This window comes from Streptomyces sp. 5-10 (assembly GCF_014712245.1).
GTDB lineage: Bacteria > Actinomycetota > Actinomycetes > Streptomycetales > Streptomycetaceae > Streptomyces > Streptomyces violaceusniger.
This window is the reverse complement of record NZ_JACVYG010000034.1, coordinates 17511-34644: the sequence shown is the minus strand read 5'-3', so window position 1 is coordinate 34644 and position 17134 is coordinate 17511. Positions and strand designations below refer to the sequence as shown.

The window sequence follows — 17134 nt, the reverse complement described above, 5'->3', positions numbered from 1 at the left end:
CGCAGGGCCTCCGATGAGCGTGTCGGATATGACGCCGCGCGAGGGCGATGGGTACGCCCTCGCGCGGATTCGTTTCGTGGGTGTGCGGATTGCCGCCGGGGGTCAGTCCTTGAAGGTCTCGCTCTTCACGGACTTCCAGGCGCCCTTGGTGACCTTGTAGACGGTCAGCTGCTTGTTCGTGGTGTCGCCGTACTGGTCGAAGGAGACCTTGCCGGTGACGCCGTCGAAGGAGACCTTGCCGAGCGCCTCGGTGATCTTGGCGCGGGCGTCGTCCGGGAGCTTGCCGTCGTTGTCCTCGACCACGGCCTTGACGGCCTGGATGATGGACCAGGCGGCGTCGTAGGAGTAGCCGCCGTAGGCCGCGTACGGGTCCTTGTAGTGCTGGTCGGCGTAGTTCTTCACGAACGTCTTGGCGGAGTCGAGCTGCTCGACCGGGTAGCCGACGGAGGTGGCGAGGTCGCCGTCGTTGCTGGTGCCCGACGCCTTGATGAAGGCGGGGTCGTAGATGCCGTCGCCGCCCATGATCGGGACCTGCGCGCCGGCCTGCTTGACCTGGTCGGACAGCAGACCGCCCTCGGGGTACTGGCCGCCGAAGTAGACCGAGTCGGCGCCGGAGGACCTCACCTTGTTGGCGATGCCGGAGAAGTCGGTCTCCTTGACCGTCAGGTGGTCGCGGCCGACGATCTTGCCGCCGAGGCGCTTGAACTCATCGGCGAAGATGGTGGCGAGGCCGTTGCCGTACGCCTGCTTGTCGTCGACGACGAAGACCTTCCGCTTCTTCGCGTCCTTGTAGTAGTACTGCGCGGCGAAGCGGCCCTGGATGATGTCCGTGGTCGCGGTGCGGAAGTAGGTCTTGAAGGGGCGCGACTTCTTGCCCGAGGCCCAGTCGTCGCCCTGGCTGAGGGCCGGGTTGGTGTTGGCGGGGGAGACCTGGGCGAGGTCGGCTCGGTCGAAGACGCCCTGCATGGACTGGGCGACGCCCGAGTTGAGCGGCCCCACCGCGCCGAGGATCTCCTCGTCGTCGACCATCGAGGTCGCGTTCTGCTTGCCGGAGGAGGGCACGGCCTGGTCGTCGAAGGACTTGACCTTGAAGGTGACCCCGTCCACCTCGTTGTTCTTGTTGGCTATCTTCGCCGCGAGGTCGACGGAGTTCTTGATGCCCTGGCCGAGAGCGGACAGCGAGCCGGTGAGCGGGGCGTCGACACCGATGACCACGGTCGTCTTGCTGTCCTTGCCGCCACTGTCGTTTTTGTCGTCCCGCGACCCGCAGGCGCTGAGAGTGAGGGCTCCCGCAGTGATGGCGGTCGTCATGATGAGCAAGGAACGGTGTCGCACGAGGAATCCTTTCCCTGGCCCGGCACCCGGGTTCATGGGGTGCCGTGTCCTCGCCGGATGAACCTGGAATGGCCGTGTGGGTGCGGCGTACATCCCACGGGGCCGTGACTGGCTGTGACTCTAAGCGCGGGGCGCGACCGGGGGCAGAGGTCTAGACGATGATGTGACTGTCTTGTTATGACGCGCGTCACCCCGGGGTGTCCGTGTAGCGGAACGGAAGGGACGAATGGGGCGAATTTGGGCCAACCGTTAGGTCCGGATCCTGAGAAGGTGCAGTTCCGCTAAGGAGTGCCGTGCGCTTGTGAACGAAGCGCGAAGCCGCGTGCGCGGATGAGCGCGGGAAGATCGATTTCGGAATCGTCGAGCGTTCTGAAAATGCGATCTTATATTGCGTCAGCGTTACGTAGTGTTACGGCTGGCGGTGCGGGTCCGGGGTCTGTCCGGGGCGGTGGGCGGGGGTTTCCGGAACGGTGTCGGATCGGTGATGGGATGGCCTCGGACCGGTGTCGGGCCGGTGATGGTCCGGCGTCGGGCCGGTGCGGCTCAGGTCGGCGGGCGCCAGTTCTCGGAGCTGTGGGTGGCGCCGTTCGCGGCCGCGCAGCGGCGCTCGGCCAGCCGCTTGATCAGCGCTCTGGCCGCCGGGGTGCCATGCCGCTTCCGCTCGGCGCGCGCGGCCTGGACGATGTCGTCGTAGATCTCGTACTGCTCGTTGGAGAGCCCCTTCTGCTCCCAGTCGAGCCCGGCCCACTGGCTGCCCGCGAGGTCCTGCTCGGCCCAGTAGGAGATGAGGTCGGCGCACAGCCGCACGGGCGAGGCGGACTGTGGCGTGGGGCTGTGAGGGGCGGGCGTGGACGCCGGTGCGCTACGGGAGTTACCGGAGTTGTGGGAGTCGCCCGAGGGGCCGGAACCGGAGCCGCCGCATCCGGTCATCGTCACGGCGAGTACGAGAGCGCACCCGCATACGGCGGCGGGCCAGGAACCCGCCCGGGTCGTTGCCCCCATGGAGCGTCACGGTAGACCCGGCCGCCCAGGGGGACAACGGTAAGAGCGCCGGGCGTCACGCCTCGGCGCGCTCCTTCGCCTCGGCGACGTCGGCGACCGTCTTGGCCCGCCCGGCGTCGTCCACCTCGCGCAGCAGACAGGTGAGGCGGGCCGTGCACACCCGCCGATCCCGCTCATCGCTGATGACGATCTCGTAGGTGGCGGTGGAGCGGCCCCGGTGGACGGGGGTGGCGACGCCGGTGACCAGACCCGAGCGGACGCTTCGGTGGTGGGTGCAGTTGAGGTCCACGCCGACCGCGATCCGCCCGCTGCCGCCGTGGAGCATCGAGCCGACCGAGCCCAGGGTCTCGGCCAGCACGGCGGAGGCGCCGCCGTGCAGCAGCCCGTACGGCTGGGTGTTGCCCTCCACCGGCATGGTGCCCACGACCCGCTCGGCCGAGGCTTCGAGGATCTGCACGCCCATGCGGGTGCCGAGGTGCCCGGCGGAGAACAGCGCGGCGAGGTCCACGCCGAGCGCCGCGTACTCGTCGAGTACCTCTTGCGGGAACTTCACGCTGGTCTGCTCGCCCATCGGGACAGGCTCCGTTCGATTGCTGTGGTGGCCACCTTTGCTTGTGGTGGCCACCTTCTTACCAGGCAACTGAGCAAACGCTTAGGCCGGGGTCGTCTGTTCCAGGCGGACCACGACGGACTTGCTCGCCGGGGTGTTGCTGGTGTCGGCGGTGGCGTCCAGCGGGACCAGGACGTTGGTCTCCGGGTAGTACGAGGCGGCGCAGCCGCGCGCGGTCGGGTAGTGGATCACGCGGAAGCCGGTGGCGCGCCGCTCGGTGCCGTCCTTCCACTCGCTGACCAGGTCGGCGTAAGCGCCGTCGGCCAGCCCGAGCTCCTGGGCGTCCTCGGGGTGCACCAGCACCACCCGGCGGCCGTTCTTGATGCCGCGGTAGCGGTCGTCCAGGCCGTAGATGGTGGTGTTGTACTGGTCGTGGGAGCGCAGGGTCTGCAGCAGCAGCCGGCCCTCGGGCGCCTTGGGGTACTCGATGGGGGCCGCCGTGAAGTTGGCCTTACCGGTGGCGGTGGGGAAGCTGCGGCTGTCGCGCGGGGCGTGCGGCAGGGCGAAACCGGAGGGGTCGCTCACCCGGTTGTTGAAGTCCTCGAAGCCGGGGATGACGGCGGCGATGCGGTCGCGGATGCGCGCGTAGTCCTTCTCGAACTCCTCCCAGGGGGTGTGGCTCTCGGGGCCCAGCACCCGGCGGGCCAGCCGGCAGACGATGGCCGGCTCGGAGAGCAGATGGGAGCTCGCGGGCTCCAGGCGCCCGCGGGAGGCGTGCACCATGCCCATGGAGTCCTCGACGGTGACGAACTGCGGGCCGCCGCCCTGGAGATCGCGCTCGGTGCGGCCGAGGGTGGGCAGGATCAGCGCTCGCGCGCCGGTGACCACATGGGATCGGTTGAGCTTGGTGGAGACATGGACGGTCAGCCGGGCGGTGCGCATCGCGTCCTCGGTGACCTCGGTGTCGGGGGAGGCCGCCACGAAGTTGCCGCCCATGGCGAAGAAGACCTTGGCCTGGCCGTCGCGCAGGGCGCGGATGGCCCGGACGACGTCGAAGCCGTGCTCGCGGGGCGGGGCGAAGCCGAACTCGCGCTCCAGGGCGTCCAGGAAGGCCGGGGCGGGGCGCTCGAAGATCCCCATGGTGCGGTCGCCCTGCACATTGCTGTGGCCGCGCACCGGGCAGACCCCGGCGCCGGGGCGGCCGATGTTGCCGCGCAGCAGCAGGAAGTTGACGACCTCCCGGATGGTGGGCACCGAGTGCTTGTGCTGGGTCAGACCCATCGCCCAGCACACGATGGTGCGCTTGGAGTCGAGGACCATGCGCAGCGCGCGGTCGATGTCGGCGCGGTCGAGACCGGTGGCGCGCAGCGTCTCGTCCCAGTCGGCGGCGCGGGCCGCGGCGGCGAACTCCTCGAAGCCGTGGGTGTGCTCGCGGATGAACTCCTCGTCGGTAGCGCCTTCTGTCTCCAGGATGAGCTTGTTGAGGAGGCGGAAGAGGGCCTGGTCGCCGCCGATCCGGATCTGCAGGAAGAGATCGGTGAGCGCGGTGCCGCCACCGGCGATACCGCGGGCGTTCTGCGGGTTCTTGAACCGCTCGAGACCGGCCTCGGGCAGCGGGTTGATGGAGATGATCTTCGCGCCGTTGGCCTTGGCCTTCTCCAGGGCGGAGAGCATGCGCGGGTGGTTGGTGCCAGGGTTCTGCCCGGCCACGACGATCAGGTCGGCCTTGTAGAGGTCCTCGAGCAGCACGCTGCCCTTGCCGACGCCGAGGGTCTCGGTGAGCGCCGAGCCGGAGGACTCATGGCACATGTTGGAGCAGTCCGGCAGGTTGTTGGTGCCGAACTCGCGGGCGAAGAGCTGGTAGAGGAAGGCCGCCTCGTTGCTGGTGCGGCCCGAGGTGTAGAAGACCGCCTCGTCGGGGGAGTCGAGCGCGGTCAGCTCGTCGGCGATGATGTCGAAGGCCCGGTCCCAGGACACCGGCTCATACCGCTCGGCGCCCTCGGACAGGTACATGGGCTCGGTCAGCCGGCCCTGCTGGCCGAGCCAGTAGCCGCTGCGGGTGGCGAGGTCGGCCACCGGGTGGGCGGCGAAGAAGTCGGGGGTCACCCGGCGGAGGGTGGCCTCCTCGGCGACGGCCTTCGCACCGTTCTCACAGAACTCGGCCGCATGGCGCTTGTCCGGCTCGGGCCAGGCGCAGCCGGGGCAGTCGAAGCCGTCCTTCTGGTTGACGCGCAGCAGGGTGAGCGCGGTGCGGCGCACGCCCATCTGCTGGTGGGCGATGCGCAGCGAATGCCCTACGGCCGGCAGCCCGGCGGCGGCATGTTGTGGGGGTGTGACCTCGGGCGCGTCCTGGATCGGATCGCCTGCGGGTGGCTTGGCTGCCATGTCGCTCCCCTTGGGCTCGAGCGGTGCGGACCTGTCTGTGGACCTGTGGGTCCGATCCTGTCACGGGCCACCGACAGCCGGGGCGGCGGCCCGGTCCGGCTGCCGGTGGCCCGGCCCGGTCCGGTGGCGCGGCCGCTCCGGGCGTGCGGCCCGGTCCGATCTTGTGCCTGGTCCGATCTTGTGCCCGGTCCGTCCGGTCCGGTGGCCGGGGCGGGAGGCATTGTCGGTGGGGCGTGGCAGGATCGGGGGCGTGGCAGAGAAAGCATCGAAGAAGACCGCAGCGCCCGCGTCCGACCGCACGGGGGAGGACCGTCCCCGCCTGCTCCTGCTGGACGGGCACTCCCTGGCATACCGGGCGTTCTTCGCGCTGCCGGCGGAGAACTTCAGCACGACCACCGGCCAGACCACCAACGCGATCTACGGCTTCACCTCGATGCTGGCGAACACGCTCCGTGATGAGCGGCCCACGCACCTCGCCGTGGCGTTCGACGTCTCGCGCAAGACCTGGCGCTCCGAGCAGTTCACGGAGTACAAGGCGAACCGCTCCAAGGCCCCCGACGAGTTCAAGGGCCAGGTCGAGCTGATCGGCGAGCTGCTCGACGCCATGAAGATCACCCGCTTCGCGGTGGAGGGCTTCGAGGCCGACGATGTGATCGCCACCCTCGCCACCCAGGCCGAGGCGCAGGGCTTCGACGTCCTGATCGTCACCGGCGACCGGGACTCCTTCCAGCTGGTCACCGACCACGTCACGGTGCTCTACCCCACCAAGGGCGTCTCCGAGCTGACCCGGTTCACCCCCGAGAAGGTGCAGGAGAAGTACGGCCTCACCCCGAGCCAGTACCCCGACTTCGCGGCCCTGCGCGGCGACCCGTCGGACAACCTCCCCGGCATCCCGGGCGTCGGCGAGAAGACCGCGGCGAAGTGGATCAATCAGTTCGGCTCCTTCAAGGAGTTGGTCGAGCGGGTCGATGAGGTCAAGGGCAAGGTCGGCGAGAAGCTCCGCGACCACCTGGAGTCCGTCAAGCTCAACCGCCAGCTGACCGAGCTGGTGCGGGACGTGGAGCTCACCAGCGGCCCCGAGGGGCTCGAGCGCGCCCCGTACGACCGGGAGGCACTCGGAGTGATCCTGGACGCGCTGGAGTTCCGCCACCAGAACTTCCGCGACCGCATCATGGCCGTCGATCCGGGCGCGGCGGCGGACGAGCCCGCGGCCGCCGAGCCGGGTGTCGCGGTCGACGGAGTGGCGCTGGGCGCGGGCGAGCTCGCCCCCTGGCTGGAGAGCCACCGCGACACCCCACTGGGCCTGGCCACCGTGGACACCTGGGCGCTGGGCAGCGGCAGCGTCAGCGAGGTCGCGCTGGCCACCGGCTCCGGACCCGCCGCCTTCTTCGACCCCTCGCAGCTGGACGAGGCCGACGAGCGGGCGTTCGCCGAGTGGATCGCGGACCCGGACCGCCCCAAGGTGCTGCACAACGCCAAGGGGATCATGCGGGTCTTCGCCGAGCACGGCTGGTCCGTCGCGGGCGTCTCGATGGACACCGCTCTCGCCGCCTATCTGGTCAAGCCCGGCCGCCGCTCCTTCGAGCTGGACGCCCTGTCGGTGGAGTACCTGGGCCGTGAGCTGTCCCCGGCGGCGGCCGCGGACAGCGGACAGCTGGCCTTCGGCGCCGATGAAGAGGCCGAGCGGGACGCCCTGATGATCAAGGCGCGGACCATCCTGGACCTGGGCGAGGCCTTCGGCGGCCGGCTCAAGGACGTGGGCGCGGCCGGGCTGCTGCACGACATGGAGCTGCCCGTCTCCGAGCTGCTGGCCCGGATGGAGCGGTCGGGCATCGCCGCCGACCGCGGCTGGCTGGAGCGCATGGAGCAGCAGTTCGCGGCCGCCGTGCAGCACGCCGTGAAGGAGGCCCACGCGGCGGTGGGCCATGAGTTCAACCTCGGCTCGCCCAAGCAGCTCCAGGAGGTGCTCTTCGGCGAGCTGGGCCTGCCCAAGACCAAGAAGACCAAGACCGGGTACACCACGGACGCCGACGCGCTGGCCTGGCTGGCCGCGCAGACCGACCACGAGCTCCCGGTGATCATGCTGCGCCACCGTGAGCAGGCGCGGCTGCGCTCCACCGTCGAGGGCCTGATCAAGACCATCGCCCCCGGCGGCCGCATCCACACCAGCTTCAACCAGACCGTGGCGGCCACCGGCCGGCTCTCCTCCACCGACCCCAATCTGCAGAACATCCCGGTGCGCACGGACGAGGGCCGGGCGATCCGGCGCGGCTTCGTCGTCGGCGACGGCTTCGAGTCGCTGATGACCGCCGACTACAGCCAGATCGAGCTGCGCGTCATGGCCCATCTCTCCGAGGACGAGGGCCTGATCGAGGCGTTCACCTCCGGTGAGGACCTGCACACCACGGTCGCCTCCCAGGTCTTCTCCGTCGACAAGTCGGCGGTCGACCCGGAGATGCGCCGCAAGATCAAGGCCATGTCCTACGGGCTGGCGTACGGCCTCTCGGCGTTCGGCCTCTCCCAGCAGCTGGGCATCACCCCCGATGAGGCCCGCAAGCTGATGGAGAACTTCTTCGAGCGGTTCGGCGGGGTGCGCGACTACCTCCAGCGGGTCGTCGAGGAGGCGCGCGCCACCGGCTATACGGAGACCATGCTCGGCCGCCGCCGCTATCTCCCGGACCTCACCAGCGACAACCGCCAGCGCCGCGAGATGGCCGAGCGGATGGCGCTCAACGCCCCGATCCAGGGCACCGCCGCCGACATTGTGAAGATCGCGATGCTCAAGGTGGACGCGGCGTTGACGAAGGAGAAACTCTCGTCGCGGATGCTGTTGCAGGTCCACGACGAAATCGTGCTGGAGATCGCGCCCGGTGAGCGGGAGCGGGTCGAGGAGCTGGTGCGCCGGGAGATGACGGGCGCCTTCAAGCTCAGCGCTCCGCTGGACGTATCGGTAGGATCCGGTGCGGACTGGGAGTCCGCGGCTCACTGAGAGTTCGCCCGATGGGGTGTTTGCACCGGTAGCTGCGGGCCCTAAGTTGTCGTAGTGTCACCAGAGTTGACGCGCCGGGGGAGCGCATCGTGTTCGACGGGAGGGACACACGGATGGCACCGCTTATCGGCCGACGACTGCGCAAGGGGGCGGCCACGACAGCGGTGGCGGCGGCCGCGATGGCCGCGCTCACCGCGTCCCAGGCGCCCGGATTCGCCAATTCCGACCATGGCGACCGGAACCGGGAGCAGCGGGCGGGGGAGGCGCCGGCGCCGGACGACACCCCCATCGACGGTGGTTCCTCGTACCACACCGATCTGCCACCCCTGGTCACCCCCGACAAGCCGGGCTCCTCGATCGATCTGCCCGGGCTCCCCGGGAGCAGCAGCACCAAGCCCGAGGCGGGCATACCAGCGAGCGTCCTCGCCGCCTACAAGAAGGCGGAAGCGACCCTGAGGGAGTCCAACCCCGGCTGCAATCTGCCCTGGGAGCTGCTCGCCGCGATCGGCAAGGTCGAGTCCGGCCAGGCCGGCGGCGGCAATGTGAGCGCCGACGGCACGACCGTCTCGCCCATCCTCGGCCCGGTCCTCAACGGCGACGGCTTCGCCCTGATCAAGGACACCGACGGCGGTGCCTACGACGGCGACAGTACGCATGACCGGGCGGTCGGCCCCATGCAGTTCATCCCGTCCACCTGGGCCAGCTGGGGCCGGGACGGCAACGGTGACGGCGAGAAGGACCCCAACAACGTCTATGACGCCGCCCTCGCCGCGGGCAGCTACCTCTGCGCGGACGGCCGCGACCTGTCCGTCAAGGCCGACCTGGACCGCGCGATCCTCGGCTACAACCACTCGCGGGAATACCTGAACACCGTCCTGTCGTGGTTCGAGTACTACAAGCGCGGCACCCATGAGGTCCCCGACGGCACCGGTGTGATCCCCTCGGGGAACGGCTCCGGCTCGGGCGACAAGGGCGGCGACAAGGGCAAGGACCCGGGCAGGAACCCGGGCAAGGACGGCGGCAAGGGCGAGGAGGGCGGCGTCCACACCCTGCCCAAGCCCGAGGACAAGCCCGACACCTCCCCGCCGACCCCGCCGACCGGCGGCAATGGCGGCACCCCCGGTACGCCCGGTACCCCCGGCACCGGGAGCCCGACCCCGCAGCCCCCCACCACTCCGCCGCCCACCCCGAGCGGCACCAGCAAGCTCACCACCGTCGGCGCCAAGGAACTGTCCACCACCGCGGGCGCCGAGTTCGCCCAGTCGCCGCGCGTCAAGGCCGTGGACACCGCGGGCAAGCCGGTGGCCAGTGCCCGGGTGCGGTACGAGATCCTCGGCGACACCGACGCGCGCTTCCTCGGCCTGGTCAAGTCCGCCACCGTGCTGACCGCCGCCGATGGCACCGCCACCGCGCCGAAGCTGCTCGCGGGCGAGAAGACCGGCACCTTCACCGTGCGCGCCACCGCCGTGGGGCGCGAGGCCGCCCCGGTGGAGTTCACCGCCATCGTCAAGGCCCGGCCCGTGCCGCAGGCCGACGCGCTGGCCCGGATCGGCGACAAGAAGCTCACGGCCCGGACCGGCGCCTCGTTCGCCGACGCGCTCACCGTCAAGGCCACCAACAAGGGCAAGGCCACGGAGGGTGTGCCGGTGACGGCCACCATGATCACCTCGGCGAAGGACGCGAAGCCCAACGACAAGGGGCCCTACTTCCTGGACGACAAGGGCAAGCCGGTGCGCACCCTGACCGCCCTGAAGACCGACGACCTCGGCCGGCTCACGCTGCCGAAGATCCTCACCGATGACCACGCGGGCACCTTCCTGCTTCGCCTCACCACCGAGGGCGGCGCCGTCCTGGACGTCGAGCTGACGGTCACCCAGGCCCCCGCCTCGTAAAAAACCGCCCCTCACCCGGTTCACCGCACCGCCCCTGAGCCCCCACCGGGCCCAGGGGCGGTGTGACGCATTCCCGCCTTCGTGTTCTCATCTGCGGCCCCTGTTGCTACGGTGCCCCATCCCTGACGGAGCGTCAGGCAGCGCCTCGTACCGACCACGAGGAGGCCCCGTATGCGTGCCCTCGCCGCCGCCGCGATCGGACTCGCCGCCGCCCTCACCATCGTTCTCACGGTGACGGCCATCGGCGCCCCCAGAGGTGAGACCTCCCCGGAGCCCCTGCTCACCACCGTCCCCAAGCACCCCTGAGGGAGGGACATCCGCCATGCGCCGCAGAGCAAGCCTGGTGCTGCTGGCCTTCGCCGTCTTCTTCGCCGCCCTCGCGCCGCTGCTGCGCTGGTACGCCTATCCCCGGCTGGCCAAGATCCCGCCCAGCGAGTACCAGACGGCGGTGATGGAGGCCAGCCCGGCCACCCTGCTCGACTACGGCACCATGAAGCCCCGCACCGTCCCCAAGGTCAGCATCGTGCAGACCCTGCGCGGCAATGTGCCCGCCGCGAAGAAGGTCGGGAAGGCGACCGGGCGCGATGTCGTCGTCTGGGACACCCTGTCGTACGTGGCCGGGCCCGACGGCAAGATGGTCTCCAAGATCCCCGAGCGCTATGTCTTCGACGCCCACTCCCAGGACCCGGTGCACGCGGGCGGCGAACACGTCGACGGGGACGCGGTGCGCCGCGACGGCATCGAGTACAAGTGGCCGTTCCTCACCGAGAAGCGCGACTACCGCTACTTCGACGCCCAGACCCGCACCTCCGCCCCCATCCACTACAAGGGCACCCGGAACTTCCGCGGCCTGGAGGTCTACTACTTCGAGCAGACCATCCCCTGGACCAAGGTGCCGCTGCCCAAGACCATGCCGGTCGACGGCGTCACCCCCGAGACCGTCCGCAAGGCCGGCACCTCCCGCTGGTACAGCACCAAGCGGATGTTCTGGGTCGAGCCCACCACGGGCGCCCCGGTCAACGGGCAGGAGATCCACAAGGAGGAGCTGCGCGGCGGCACGCTGCTGGGCGACCGCGACCGGGTGACCGTCTTCTCCGGCCATGTGAAGATGCGCGAGGACTACATCCGGCACACGGTGGACATGGTGAAGTCCCAGCGGCAGCTGGTCCTCATGCTCACGGCCTATCTGCCATGGGGCTTCCTGATCCTGGGGCTGGCCCTGCTCGCGCTCGCGCTGCTGCTGGAGGCGCGCGGCCGCGCGGCGCGCCCGCCGTCCGCCCCGGCGGCGCCGGCCGCGTTGTCAGTGGCGGGCCGTAGCGTATGACCATGCCAGTGAACAGCTGCGTCCCCGGCCCCGAACTCATCGGCCACATCGCCGACTTGGCGCGCCTGGAATGGACCCCGGGCGCCACGGCGGCCGCCGCGAAGCGCTTCGGCTGGGTGCCCGACGGCTCCCGCACGTCCTCCTACGCGACCAATACCGGGCACTATGTCCTCCCGGAGTGGTTCGGTGGGCCGGACGAGGCGGACACCGAATGCATGATCCCGTTCTGTTACTACTACGAACCGGACGACTTCGACGCGGAGTTGCAGGCCGACGGGCTCAGCGGCAATGTCGACTGGCTCGCCGAGTACCACTCCGGTGACCCCGGCTGGGTCTTCGACCGCGAGGCCGACCGCTCCGGCTTCGACGGCCGGTGGCGCGCCGCCGTGGACGCCTTCAGCGAGCGCCTGGGCGAGCCGGAGACCGTGGTGCGGGACGAGAAGGGCGACCACCCGTGGAACTACGCGGCATGGCGCTGCGGCGGCAATGCGGTGGTGGTCGGCCAGTGCGTCGACAACGGCTCGTATATGACCTTCGAGCAGGCGCTCATATGGGTCGGGCCGCACCCGGCGGACGAGCCGTTCCCGACGGGGGAGCAGTTCGCGCTGAGGCTGGAGTGCTGAGCGGGTGCGAGTGCTGAGCGGGTGCGAGTGCGGAGCGGGCTGAGGTGCTGAGCGGGGCGGACGTCGCGTCAACCTCCGTCCCCGCGATTCGCTCGTGGTGGCCAAGCCGGTAGTGATCAGGGCGAGGGCGTGGCTAGCATGCCGCCCATGCCTGGCATCACGATTGAGTTCACCGAGCAGGAGCTGGCCGAGCTGCGTGCCGAGGCGAGGGAGAAGGGCGTCCCGATCAAACGGCTGGCGCATGACATACTGACCGAGGACGTGGTGCGGCGGCGCCAGAAGCAGCGCTTCGTCGAGGGCGCCGTGAAGTTCGCCCTGGCCTACAAGGCCGAGTTCGAGCGGGAGTTCCCGCACGGCATGCGGTGATCCTGTACGTCGATGCCGGTTGGGTGCTGAACGTCCAGGTCGAGGTCTCCCCGGTGAACACCCCGGTCCGGGACTGGGGTGCGCTGCACTGCATGACCGAGCGCCACCGCTACGAGCGGTTCGCGGGCGAGCCCTACTACGAGGAGGCCGCCGCCCGCGCCGCGACCTTTCTGCACACCTCACTGATCCTCGAGCCGTTCTCCGACTACAACGCCACGATCGGCGCGGCCTGCGCGCAGATGTACATGGAGGAGTCCGGAGAACCGATCGCGCCCCCGCCGGGCGCCATGGTCAGACTGGTCCGCGACATACGGGAGATCAGCGGCTTCCGCCTCGGCGAAACCGCCCGCAGATTGCGCGCCTGGGCCGACTGACACCCCGACGGATGCGCCGCGCGGCTCACCGCGCCTCGGGTTCCCTACGAGGGCCCGGCTCACCGCGTCGCGCGGCCCACCGCGTTCCGCGGCCTGCCTCCGCCCGCGTTCTACGGTGCGTCGCGCGACCCACCGCGTTCCGCGGCCCGCCTCCGCCCGTGTTCTACGGCGTCCCCGTCCTACTGCGCCGCGTGGCGGCCCGCGCGCCGCGTGGCCAGCTGCTTCCCGTGGCTCACAGGGGCCCGGTGGCCTACCGCGCCGCGCTTCCCCTGAGTGACCCGGTCCCCTGAGCGGCATGGCCTCCTGCGCGGCCCGGCTTTCTGCGCGGCGTGGGCCGCTTGGACGCGTGCCTCAGCGAGGGCGTCCTACGGCGTCCCGTCGTCCCGCTGTGCCGCGTGGCCCACCGCGCCCCGCTACCCGCTGAGCGGCAGTGGCCGTGCGGTCTCTCGGCCGCATCGCTCAGCGGCGGGTGTTGGTGCGGCGGGTTGGCTCGGCCGTGGTGGGGTCCTCGGGCCAGGGGTGCTTGGGGTACCGGCCGCGCAGTTCGGCGCGGACCGAGCGGTAGCCGTCCTTCCAGAAGGACGCCAGATCGGCGGTGACCGCGGCCGGGCGTCCCGCCGGGGACAGCAGGTGCACCAGCAGCGGCACCCGGCCGCCCGCGATCCGGGGGGCCTCCTGCCAGCCGAACAGCTCCTGCAGCTTCACCGCCAGCACGGGCCGGTCCGCGCCGTAGTCCACCCGCACCCGCGAGCCGCTCGGCACCTCGATCCGCTCCGGTGCCAGCTCCTCGAACCGTGCCGCCTCGCCCGTGGCCCACGGCATCAGCCGGGCCAGCGCCTGTCCGGCGTCCACCCGCCCCAGATCCGCACGCCCGCGGGCCCGCGCCAGCTCCGTCCCGAGCCAGTCGTCCGCGCGGTCCAGCAGCGCCTCGTCGGAGACGTCCGGCCAGGCCCCGCCCAGCTCGCGGTGGAGGAACGCCATCCGCTGCCGGACCGCCGTGGCCTGCGCCGACCAGCGCAGCAGCCCCGTGCCCTCGCGGCGCAGCCCCTCCAGCAGCGCCCGCCGCACCAGTTCCGGATCGGGGTCGGTCAGCGGCCGGGACACCAGCTCGATGGCGCCGAGCCGGACCACCCGGCGCGCCAGGACGTCCCCGTCGGCCCAGCGCACCTCCTCACCCTCCGAGGCCAGCGCCGCGGCCGCCACCCGGGCGGTGTCCTCGTCGGTCACCGCCGCGAGTCGCACCCGCGCCGACGTGGACGCCACCGGCCGGTCCGCGACGGCCACCGCGAGCCACGGCGCCCCGCCCAGCCGCGAGCCGTCGCCCAGCTCCGCGCCCGTCCCGGCGGCCATGAGGTACGCCCGCTCGCCGCGCCGCCGGGCCACCCGCTCCGGGAACGCGAGCGCGGCCATCAGCCCCGCCACGGCGTCATCGCCGTGCGGGCCGCCATTGCTGTGTGCCGGGCCGCCACCGCCGTGTGCCGGGCCACCATTGCTGTGTGCCGGGCCGCCACTGCTGTGCGCCGGACCATCACCGCCGCGCGGATCGCCGCCGTGCCCCGGACCGTCTCCGCCGTGCCCCGGACCGTCTCCGCCGTGTGCCGGGCCGTCGCCCAGCGCAGGACCATCCTCGCCCCGCCCCGGGCCATCTCCGCCCTGGGCCCTGCCCGGTCGTGCGCTTACCTCGGTGGTCAGGGCGTGTTCGAGCCGTCGGACCTCCTGGCGCCAGCGGGCGGCGTAGGGGTCGCCGCCGTGGCGGGCGGTGCGCCAGGCGGCGGCGAGGTCGTCGCCGTACTCCCTCGGGGGCTCCTCGCTCAGCAGTGCCACCACCTCGGCCGCCCGGCGCGCGCCGACCTCCTTCGCGCCGTCGATGAGCGCCCGTGCGAGGCGGGGGTGGAGGCCGAGGCGGGCCATCCGGGTGCCGCGTTCGGTGGCCCGTCCGGCGGCGTCCACGGCGCCGATCGCGGTCAGCGTCTCGCGCGCGGCCGCCATCGCCCCGGCGGGCGGCGGATCGAGCAGGGCCAGCCCCGAGGCGTCCGGATCGCCCCAGCACGCCGTCTGGAGCGCGAAGGCCGTAAGGTCCGCACCGGCGATTTCCGGGGACGGGAAGCGCGGCAGCCGGGCGTCCTCCGCCTCCGGCCAGCAGCGGTAGACCACCCCGGGCGCCTCGCGCCCCGCACGGCCCGCGCGCTGCCGGGCGGTGGCCCGTGACGCCCTTACGGTCGTCAGCGCGCTCAGCCCGCGTGCGTGGTCCATCCGGGGCTCACGCGCCAGCCCGCAGTCCACGACGATCCGCACGCCCGGCACGGTCAGGCTCGACTCGGCGACCGAGGTGGCCAGCACCACCCGCCGCCGCCCGCCGTCCGCCCCCGCGAGCACCGCCTCCTGTACGGCGGCGGGCGCCCGCCCGTGCACCTGGAGGACCTCCGTGCCGGCGAGCCCGCCCAGCTTCCCGGCCACCCGGGCGATCTCCCCGACGCCCGGCAGGAAGCACAGCACATCGCCGTCGCGCTCGCGCAGCGCCCGCCGCACCACGGCCGCGACGTGGTCCAGCAGGGCGGGGTCCACCCGCATCCCGTGCGGCGGCCTTACGGGGCGCTCGGGCGGCGCCCACACCACCTCCACCGGATGGGAGACCCCCGGTGCCGAGACGACCGGCGCGGGCGCCCCAGGGCCGTCCCCGCCGTCCGCCCAGCCATCGCTGCCAGGCCCGCCGTCCCCGCCGTCCGCCGAACCATCGCCGCCATGCCCGCCATCGCCGTCATCTCCGCCGTCGCCGAGCAGCCGCGCCCAGCCCTCCGCGTCCGTGGTCGCCGAGGCGGCGATCAGCCGGAGGTCGGGGCGCAGCGCGGCCCGGACGTCGAGCAGGAAGGCGGCGGCCGTGTCCGCGTCCAGATGGCGCTCATGGCATTCGTCGAGCACGACCACATCGACACCGGCCAACTCCTGATCGCGCTGCAGCCGCTGCAACAGCACCCCGGTCGTGACCACCTCGACCACGGTCCCGGGCCCGGCCTGCCGCTCCCCTCGCACGGTGAAGCCGACCCTGCCGCCCGGCCGCTCGCCCAGCAGCCACGCCATCCGCCGCGCGGCGGCCCGCGCCGCGATCCGCCGTGGCTCGGCCACCAGCACCCGCCGCACCGGCCCGCCGCCCGTCGGCCCGCCGCCCACCAGCCCGGCGAGCACCAGCGGCACCAGCGTCGTCTTACCGGTCCCCGGGGGCGCGCACAACACGGCGACCCCGCGGTCGTCGAGCGCGCGCAGCAGCTCGGGCACGGCGTCGCGTACGGGAAGACGGTCCAGGGCCTCGGCGCGCGCGTCCGCGGAAATGGACAACCTCTCCACCCCCCGATCCCGCTCAGTCCCGCTCGCACACGAAGATCGCCGTGCCCGGGATGAGGTTCCCCCGCAAGGGGGACCAGCCGCCCCACTCCTGGTGGTTCCACGCGGGCCACTCCGGCTCGATCAGGTCGACCAGCCGGAAACCCCCGGCCACCACGTCCCGCACCCGGTCGCCCAGCGTCCGGTGGTGCTCCACATAGACGGCCCGGCCCGACTCGTCCTGCTCCACATAGGGCGTGCGGTCGAAGTAGGAGGCGGCGATGGACAGCCCCTCGGGCCCCGGTTCGTCCGGGAACGCCCAGCGGATCGGATGCGTCACCGAGAAGACCCACCGTCCGCCCGGCCGCAGCACCCGGTGCACCTCGCGCATCACCCGCACCGGCTCGGCCACGAACGGCACCGCTCCGTACGCCGAGCACGCCAGGTCGAACGAGCCGTCCCGGAAGGGCAGGGCGGTGGCGTCGGCCTGCACCAGCGCGACCCCGGCCGCGTCACCGGCCCGGGCGGGCCCGGAGGCGCCCGACCCCCCGGAGACCGCCGCCTCCGCGTCGATCCGCCGCGCGTGCCGCAGCTGCCGGTGCGAGAGGTCCAGCGCCACCGGCCGCGCCCCCTGGGCGGCCAGCCAGCGGGCGCACTGCGCGGCGCCCGCGCCCACCTCCAGCACATCGCGCCCCTTGAGCGCCTCCACCGGGCCCAGCAGCCCGGCCTCCGCCTCGTCCAGCCCCTCGGGGCCCCATATGAACCGGTCGTCGCCCAGGAAGGCGCCGTGCTCCTCCTGGTACTCGTCCGCGTTGCGGTCCCACCACCCCCGGTTGGCCCGGCTGCTCTCCGCCGTGTCGGCGATGCGGCGGGTGGCCGTCGGCTCGGCGGCCTCCACAGGGGTGCTGGGCTCGTGTTCTTGGACCATCGCGCGCGTCGTCGTACTCTCTGTATCGACCTGTGGCTGCGGGGCACG

General features: G+C 71.9%; 13 protein-coding genes. 7 read left to right on the top strand and 6 right to left on the bottom strand.

The features are described 5' to 3' along the window. Positions 1-102 precede the first annotated feature (102 nt). The 4 genes from IEJ02_RS30805 to IEJ02_RS30790 all read right to left on the bottom strand — a co-directional run bounded on the left by IEJ02_RS30805 (position 103) and on the right by IEJ02_RS30790 (position 5272). Positions 103-1311 (bottom strand): branched-chain amino acid ABC transporter substrate-binding protein, encoded by a 1209-nt coding sequence (locus IEJ02_RS30805; protein WP_223864752.1) that lies wholly within the window; start codon positions 1309-1311, stop codon positions 103-105. A gap of 567 nt (positions 1312-1878) precedes the next feature. Next, positions 1879-2337: a hypothetical protein gene (locus tag IEJ02_RS30800; RefSeq protein ID WP_191067820.1), complete on the bottom strand. Its 459-nt coding sequence runs from the start codon at positions 2335-2337 to the stop codon at positions 1879-1881. 55 nt (positions 2338-2392) lie between these two features. Then, the gene (locus tag IEJ02_RS30795) at positions 2393-2908 is read right to left on the bottom strand and encodes a hotdog fold thioesterase (RefSeq protein WP_191067819.1); all 516 of its coding nucleotides are present in this window, start codon (positions 2906-2908) and stop codon (positions 2393-2395) included. An 81-nt stretch (positions 2909-2989) separates the two neighbouring features. Beyond that, the gene (locus IEJ02_RS30790) at positions 2990-5272 is read right to left on the bottom strand and encodes an FdhF/YdeP family oxidoreductase (protein WP_137977496.1); all 2283 of its coding nucleotides are present in this window, start codon (positions 5270-5272) and stop codon (positions 2990-2992) included. Positions 5273-5522: 250 nt separating this feature from the next. Between IEJ02_RS30790 and polA the strand changes: the two genes are divergently transcribed. The 7 genes from polA to IEJ02_RS30755 all read left to right on the top strand — a co-directional run bounded on the left by polA (position 5523) and on the right by IEJ02_RS30755 (position 12840). Further along, the gene (gene polA / locus IEJ02_RS30785; protein ID WP_191067818.1) at positions 5523-8261 is read left to right on the top strand and encodes a DNA polymerase I; all 2739 of its coding nucleotides are present in this window, start codon (positions 5523-5525) and stop codon (positions 8259-8261) included. 113 nt (positions 8262-8374) lie between these two features. Then, complete coding sequence (locus IEJ02_RS30780) at positions 8375-10153, top strand: lytic transglycosylase domain-containing protein (RefSeq protein WP_191067817.1); 1779 nt, start codon at positions 8375-8377, stop codon at positions 10151-10153. A gap of 171 nt (positions 10154-10324) precedes the next feature. Next, positions 10325-10459 (top strand): SPW_0924 family protein, encoded by a 135-nt coding sequence (locus tag IEJ02_RS30775; protein ID WP_191067816.1) that lies wholly within the window; start codon positions 10325-10327, stop codon positions 10457-10459. 16 nt (positions 10460-10475) lie between these two features. Further along, positions 10476-11477 (top strand): cell envelope lipid trafficking protein PgfA, encoded by a 1002-nt coding sequence (gene pgfA, locus IEJ02_RS30770; RefSeq protein WP_137977492.1) that lies wholly within the window; start codon positions 10476-10478, stop codon positions 11475-11477. A 2-nt stretch (positions 11478-11479) separates the two neighbouring features. Then, positions 11480-12100 carry a hypothetical protein gene (locus IEJ02_RS30765; protein WP_223864750.1) on the top strand — a complete coding sequence of 207 codons (621 nt, stop codon included), beginning with the start codon at positions 11480-11482 and terminating at the stop codon, positions 12098-12100. Positions 12101-12247: 147 nt separating this feature from the next. Continuing rightward, positions 12248-12466 carry a hypothetical protein gene (locus IEJ02_RS30760; RefSeq protein WP_223864749.1) on the top strand — a complete coding sequence of 73 codons (219 nt, stop codon included), beginning with the start codon at positions 12248-12250 and terminating at the stop codon, positions 12464-12466. A 23-nt stretch (positions 12467-12489) separates the two neighbouring features. Next, entirely contained in the window at positions 12490-12840 is a 351-nt protein-coding gene (locus IEJ02_RS30755; RefSeq protein WP_275560329.1) for a hypothetical protein, read from the top strand. A 459-nt stretch (positions 12841-13299) separates the two neighbouring features. Here IEJ02_RS30755 and IEJ02_RS30750 read toward each other — a convergent pair whose 3' ends face one another. Both IEJ02_RS30750 and IEJ02_RS30745 read right to left on the bottom strand, forming a co-directional pair. Continuing rightward, positions 13300-16173 (bottom strand): ATP-dependent RNA helicase, encoded by a 2874-nt coding sequence (locus tag IEJ02_RS30750; RefSeq protein WP_191067812.1) that lies wholly within the window; start codon positions 16171-16173, stop codon positions 13300-13302. A 22-nt stretch (positions 16174-16195) separates the two neighbouring features. After that, the gene (locus IEJ02_RS30745) at positions 16196-17086 is read right to left on the bottom strand and encodes a class I SAM-dependent methyltransferase (protein ID WP_191067811.1); all 891 of its coding nucleotides are present in this window, start codon (positions 17084-17086) and stop codon (positions 16196-16198) included. Between the last annotated feature and the right edge of the window lie 48 nt (positions 17087-17134).